The following is a 4,316-nucleotide window of genomic DNA, read 5'->3' on the forward strand; positions in this document are numbered from 1 at the left end:
CCCCCACGGAGGTCGAATAGGGGGTCAATGTGAGGTCGCCGCCTTCGGAGCGCTGGCGCGAGACCCACAGCCAGTCGGAGACGATCATGTCGATCGCGCCAGCCAGCATCGCGACGTTGGTTGCATCCTCGCCGGCGAAGTCGATGATCTCCAGATCGATCCCGTTGGCGGCATCGAATTTGTGCCGCCTTAGCGTATCGAGTTCCCAACTCACGGTTCCGAACTTCAGCACACCGAGGCGAATCCTGGCTGCCGCAACGACCGGCCTGGTAGCAAGAACAGCGGCTGTCCCGAGAACCGCCAGACGCAGCGTCATGCGCCGTGAAACCATCATGACACCTCCTCCCCAGGGTTCCGCGCTGCCAAATTAGATGGCTCGTTCCTTGCTCGGAAATGCGCATTTCCAGCGCATGACCTTGAGGTTCGGGTGTTCTTGAGACCATTTCGCGATTTCGCTGGGGGCAAGGATCATGCATTGGAACAGAGTGCCGCGGCTCTCGAAATAGAGATGTTCGTCTCGGCAATTGCTCGGATTGGCGCTGAGGCAAACCGTCAATATGAGATCGACCATGTCCATTCAGCACCTCTTGCGCGTTCCCAAACGCCCATATCGGCAAGCCCAGCCCAACCAGGAGCGAGGACAAAATCACCGCTTGCCGGATTTCCCGAGGTGCCAATGGAGAAACCGGAATGAGGTCAAGCTACGCGCTCGCCGGATAGCCGTCAACAAAGACGAATGGACAGGTCTCTTGAGCACCCAGGCCTCTAAACCTTTGTACGATTGACTTTCACAACATGCCAATTAGCTTCTGAGCCACGCGGCGCGGCTCCACGGGAGAAGCGGATATTCCACTCCACCGCGTAAGGCGCATGCAGACGGATCAAAGGATCGGCATGCGCAAATCGTCCAGGGCACCCAGACGATCAATGAGGAAATACCATGCGCGCAATCGCATTTTTCGCAGTCATGTCCGTTGTGCCCTTCATGGCGAGCCAATCCCAGGCCCAGGATGCGGCGGCCGGTGAGAAGGTCTTCGCCAAATGCAAGGTCTGCCATGCCGCCGACCAGGACAAGAACAAGGTCGGCCCGTCGTTGAACGGCGTCATAGGCCGAACGGCTGGGACACACCCGGGGTTCAGCTATTCTCAGGCGATGGTCGCGGCTGGAAAATCCGGCGTCAAATGGGATGAGCCCTCGCTGAAGACCTATCTTCACGATCCCAAGGCCATGATCAAAGGAACGAAGATGGCGTTTGTCGGCCTCAAGCAGGACGAAGACATCGCCAATGTCATTGCCTATCTGAAGCAATTCTCGAAATAGAGCGCAGCCGGCCGTTCGAATTTGCGTTCGGCCGGCGGACGCCTTGATCACGCATCGGCTTGCAGCTTCTGCATGGCCGAAGGCAGATCGAAAAGGCTGTCGCAAACAAGGTCGGCGCCAAGCTCTTCCACCGGAATGTGGCTGTAGCCGCCGCGCAACAGAATGACGGCCATGCCGGCGGCGCGTGCGGCACCCAGGTCAGCGCCACTGTCTCCGACCAGCAGCGCGTCACCGGCGTCGACCCCAAGCTGTGCCAACGCCAGCAGCAGGGCATCGGGCGCCGGTTTCAGGAATGTCACCGCGTCTCCGCCAACGATTGCGCCGAAATATTCCGTCAATCCGAAATGAAGCAGGATTTCGCGGGTCGCCAACTGCGGTTTGTTGGTTGCCACGCCCATGCTTACTCCGCCCAAATGAAAGTGGGTGAGAGCCTCCCTGACTCCAGGCATCAGCCTTGTCAGGCCGGTCAGATGCCGGCGGTAGATAGGCGCCATGACGCGATGGGCCTCATCGAGAGCGTTGCCGAGCAGTGGCGCTCCCGACGCGGCGAAGGCTCGCTCGATCAATTTCCTGACGCCGCCGCCGATCATGGCCGTGACCTGATCCAGGCGCAGCGGCGGCAGACCGCGACTGGCCAGCAGTTCGTTGACGGCGGCCGCTATGTCCGGTGCCGAGTCGACCAGCGTGCCGTCGAGATCGAACAGGATCGCCTTCGGCGATCGAAGCGGCCTACCTGCACCGACGTTCATGCGGCATCCTTCCACTTGATCGAGCAGCCGATCGAGGCGATCTGGTCCAGCGGCCCGTCGCCGGTTCGGGCAACCTGCTTCATCGCCTCGAACAGGTCGCGTCTCAGCCCGGGCGCTCCGGCTTCTCGTCGCGAGGCGTCCAGCCGACCGCGATATTGCAGTCCCAACTCGCTGTTGAACCCGAAGAAATCGGGAGTGCACACGGCTGCGTAATCGCGCGCCACAGTTTGGTGCTGGTCGTGCAGGTAAGGGAAGCTGAAGCCGTTCGTCGTGGCGAAGAGCTTCATTTGGTCGAAGGAATCCTCCGGGTAGGTGTCGGCATCGTTTGAGTTGATCGCGACAAAGCCGATACCTTCGGCCTTGAGGTCGTTGGCATCGCGCACGATACGTGAAATCACTGCCTTCACATAAGGGCAGTGATTGCAGATGAAGGCCACGACCAGACCGTTCGGGCCGGCCTGGCTGAAGATCGAATGCGACCTGCCGTCGACGCCAGGCAAAACGGCATCGATGGCGCGCCAGCCGAAATCGCAGACAGGGGGGACGGCCGCCATGCTTGCCTCCGATGGAATTGTTTACGCCGCTTTCCGGATCGCACCGTCGGCCGTCTGTCGGATGGCTCCAATGTTGGTGCGATAAGCCGCCTCGGTGCCCCCCTTGAACACGGCCGACCCGGCGACCAGCACATTGGCCCCGGCCGCGGCGACCAGCGGGGCGGTTTCGGCCGTGACGCCGCCATCGATTTCGATGTCAATCGGGCGGTGGCCAACCAGTGCCTTGATTCGCCTGATCTTCTCGATGACCGCGGAAATGAAGGCCTGGCCGCCAAAGCCTGGATTGACCGTCATCAGCAGCACTAGGTCAAGCCTGTCGAGCACATACTCGATGACGCTCTCCGGCGTCGAAGGATTCAGCGATACGCCGGCCTTCTTGCCGAGATTTTTGATCGCCTGCAGGGAACGATCGAGATGCGGCCCGGCCTCGGCGTGCACCGTGATGATGTCGCAGCCGGCGTTGGCGAAGGCGGCCAGATAGGGGTCGGCCGGCGCGATCATCAGATGGCAATCGAAAATTTTGTCCGTTCGGTCGCGGATCGCCTTGATCACCGGCGGACCGAAGGTGATGTTGGGTACGAAATGGCCGTCCATCACGTCGAGATGGATCCAGTCGGCACCCGCCCGCACGACAGCTTCGACCTCATCGCCGAGCCGCGAGAAATCCGCGGAAAGCACGGAGGGTGCGATGATTGTCCTGGTGACCATGGTCGTCGTCTCCAATTCTGTCTGCGGGTGTTGGTCGCTGCGCCAGCCGGCTCCATCCCGTCAGCGCATCTTCGTCTCCGGTTCGCCTTCGAGTTTCCCTTCCGCGAACACGCGGCTGCCGCGAATGTCGGATTCCTCGATGGTGACAAGATCGGCTTTGGTCAACACCCGGCTGCGCGATGCGAAAAGCCGGTTGGCCTGCCGCAGCCGCGCCCGGTCGAGCCCATTGCGGACCGAACGCGCGTTGGAGAAATGCGGCAGCCTCATGCGGATCGGAAGATACTCTTCGAGCGCACGGGACGCCGCCTCGCTGAGGCGATAATTCTGCTCCGCGAGCATAATCTCGGCGATCGATTTCAGTTCGCTGACGCCATAGTCGGGGAAATCGAGGTGATGGGCGATGCGCGAACGCATGCCGGGATTGCTGTCGAAGAAGCGGTCCATCTTGTTCTTGTAGCCGGCAAGGATCACAACCAGATCGTCACGGTTGTTCTCCATGCACTGCAGCAGGATTTCGATCGATTCCTGGCCGTAGTCGCGTTCGTTCTCGGGCTTGTAGAGATAATAGGCCTCGTCGATGAAAAGCACGCCGCCCATGGCACGCTTGATCACCTCGCGGGTCTTGGGCGCGGTGTGGCCCACATACTGGCCGACGAGATCGTCGCGCGTCACGGCGACCATGTGGCCTTCGCGGACATAGCCCAGACGATGCAGGATTTCGGCCATCCTCAGCGCCACGGTGGTCTTTCCGGTGCCGGGATTTCCCGTAAAGTTCATGTGCAGCGTCGGGGCGCCCGAAGTCAGCCCGAACTTGCGGCGAAGCCGGTCGACCAGGAGGAGAGCGGCGATCTCGCGGATGCGGGTCTTGACCGGCTTCAGGCCAACGAGTTCACGGTCGAGCTTGTCCATGACCTCGTCGATGTTGGACGCCTCGAACTCGGCCTGCAGATCAACCGTCGCGTCCTGTGCGGCAGCGTACTTGGT

The 4,316-nt window shown here is 61.1% G+C and carries 6 protein-coding genes and 1 pseudogene; 1 reads left to right on the forward strand and 6 read right to left on the reverse strand.

Translation table 11 applies throughout. The features are described from left to right. Together EN906_RS24545 and EN906_RS24550 are read right to left on the reverse strand one after the other, a co-directional pair. A pseudogene (locus tag EN906_RS24545) lies at positions 1-334 on the reverse strand (ABC transporter substrate-binding protein); the annotation flags it as partial. A 33-nt stretch (positions 335-367) separates the two neighbouring features. Next, on the reverse strand, positions 368-577 hold the full coding sequence (locus tag EN906_RS24550) for a hypothetical protein (RefSeq protein WP_127269602.1): 210 nt from the start codon (positions 575-577) through the stop codon (positions 368-370). 363 nt (positions 578-940) lie between these two features. Here EN906_RS24550 and EN906_RS24555 point away from each other — a divergent pair, with 363 nt between their 5' ends. Next, positions 941-1,321: a cytochrome c family protein gene (locus EN906_RS24555; RefSeq protein ID WP_127269601.1), complete on the forward strand. Its 381-nt coding sequence runs from the start codon at positions 941-943 to the stop codon at positions 1,319-1,321. A 47-nt stretch (positions 1,322-1,368) separates the two neighbouring features. On the opposite strand, the gene gph is transcribed toward EN906_RS24555, so the two are convergent. The 4 genes from gph to cbbX are packed head-to-tail and all read right to left on the reverse strand — an operon-like array spanning position 1,369 to position 4,280. Beyond that, on the reverse strand, positions 1,369-2,070 hold the full coding sequence (gene gph / locus EN906_RS24560) for a phosphoglycolate phosphatase (RefSeq protein WP_127269852.1): 702 nt from the start codon (positions 2,068-2,070) through the stop codon (positions 1,369-1,371). Then, positions 2,067-2,624 (reverse strand): thioredoxin family protein, encoded by a 558-nt coding sequence (locus EN906_RS24565; RefSeq protein ID WP_127267897.1) that lies wholly within the window; start codon positions 2,622-2,624, stop codon positions 2,067-2,069. The genes gph and EN906_RS24565 overlap by 4 nt, the downstream gene beginning before the upstream one ends. A 21-nt stretch (positions 2,625-2,645) precedes the next feature. Continuing rightward, positions 2,646-3,332 (reverse strand): ribulose-phosphate 3-epimerase, encoded by a 687-nt coding sequence (rpe, locus tag EN906_RS24570; RefSeq protein WP_127267898.1) that lies wholly within the window; start codon positions 3,330-3,332, stop codon positions 2,646-2,648. A gap of 60 nt (positions 3,333-3,392) precedes the next feature. Further along, positions 3,393-4,280 (reverse strand): CbbX protein, encoded by an 888-nt coding sequence (cbbX, locus tag EN906_RS24575; RefSeq protein WP_245484324.1) that lies wholly within the window; start codon positions 4,278-4,280, stop codon positions 3,393-3,395. Between the last annotated feature and the right edge of the window lie 36 nt (positions 4,281-4,316).

This window comes from Mesorhizobium sp. M7A.F.Ca.CA.004.06.1.1, assembly GCF_003999135.1.
Lineage (GTDB): Bacteria > Pseudomonadota > Alphaproteobacteria > Rhizobiales > Rhizobiaceae > Mesorhizobium.